Source organism: Sinorhizobium sp. 7-81 (assembly GCF_030124405.1).
Taxonomy (GTDB): domain Bacteria; phylum Pseudomonadota; class Alphaproteobacteria; order Rhizobiales; family Rhizobiaceae; genus Sinorhizobium; species Sinorhizobium psoraleae.
In genome coordinates, this window is the sequence record NZ_JASKLT010000060.1 from 1 (window position 1) to 1,523 (window position 1,523).

The window sequence follows — 1,523 nt, forward strand, 5'->3', positions numbered from 1 at the left end:
CAGGCTGTTGAAGAAGTCTCCGGTTTGGCCTTGAGTATGGCCTCGTCGCCGTTGTGGTATGCGAAAGTGATCTCGATCGTGCCATCGTCGAGCAATTCGGCATGTCCGTCACCCCAGACTTCATCCATTTCGTCGCATCCTGCCCATGTGAAGGAGACCATGGACGTGCTGTAACCGAGATCGAGGCCCGCTTGCATCGCACCGAAGGCGATCTCGCCATGACCGTTGGCCCCGATGGTAATTTTGGCGGGCTCGACCAGGTCGAGATAATCCCGATCCCACAGATCGGCCTCGACGATCCGCCAGCAGCCAATCAGGCGGCAATTCGACGCCGCGCTCATGACAGCACCGCTATCAGTTTCGGTAACCGCACCAGATCATAGGCGGCGGCCGCGAAGGTGAAGGCCCATCCGACGCGGTCGCGGCCACGGAACTTCGTCTTGTCCTGCCCCGCGACGGTCTTGATCCAGCCGAACGCCTCCTCGATGCGCTTGCGGATACGCAAGCTGACCCCATAGCCGGAATGGCGCGTCGTGCGCCCGTCGATGGCCGAGCGGCGACCATTGATGTTCTGCGCCACATGGGGCGTCACCTTCATCGACCGCAAATCTTTGACGAAGTCCTTTGTGTCATAGGCCTTGTCGGCACCCAGCGTGATCGCTTGTGTCCGCTCAGTGAAGGGCTCGACCATGTGCAGCGCCGCTACCCGTTCAGCATATCCGCTGGCCTCTGTCAGATAGGCATCGACCAGCAGGCCATGGCGGTTTTCCATCAGCCCATGCCCTATGAAGCACAGCTTGGCCTCCTTGCCTTTGCCCTTCTTATAAAGTCTTGCGTCTGGGTCGGTCGTTGAAGCATGCGTCTCGTTGGAACGCCTTTCGCCATGAAAGTCTGCTTCCACATTCCGACCACCTGCATCCGACGGTGGTTCGCCAGAATCGCCCCTTGGGCCGTCCTTCGGCTTGAAGCTCTTCATCGACGCCCAGGCTTCGATCAGCGTGCCATCGACAGAGAAGTGGTCCGTTGACAGCAGCCGCTTTACCTTGGGCTGCGCCAGGATCGCACGGAGGAACTTCGCGGCGATGTCGCCTTCCAGCAACCGGTCGCGGTTCTTCGAAAACACCGAATGGTCCCAAGCGGGATCGTCAATGCCAATGCCAACGAACCAGCGGAACAGAAGGTCGTATTCCAGCCGCTCCATCAAAAGCCGCTCAGAGCGGATCGAATAGAAGGCTTGCAAAAGCATGGCGCGCAGAAGCTTCTCAGGCGCGATCGACGGCCGCCCGATCGGCGAATAGAGCGCTGCAAACTCCCGTTCCAGCAAAACGAGCGCGTCGTTCACGATCCGCCGGATTGCCCGCAGCGGATGATCACGACGAACCCGATCCTCCAGATCGACATAGCTGAAGAGTTCACCCGTCCTCACATCGCCGCCGCGCATCCATCAACTCCGAAACTCACGAAGCCACTGAATCACGGCTAAAGCCTCTAGGCCAGCTTCTTTTTCAACAGCCTGCTAGGCC

Annotated in this window: 2 protein-coding genes; both read right to left on the reverse strand. The window is 59.4% G+C overall.

The window, feature by feature from the left end; translation table 11 throughout:
- Positions 1-341 (reverse strand): hypothetical protein (locus QN224_RS33445; protein ID WP_283980158.1); only part of this gene is annotated, 341 nt, incomplete at its 3' end.
- Positions 338-1,441 carry an IS5 family transposase gene (locus QN224_RS33450; protein WP_283980159.1) on the reverse strand — a complete coding sequence of 368 codons (1,104 nt, stop codon included), beginning with the start codon at positions 1,439-1,441 and terminating at the stop codon, positions 338-340. The genes QN224_RS33450 and QN224_RS33445, both read right to left, overlap by 4 nt.
- Positions 1,442-1,523: the final 82 nt, after the last annotated feature.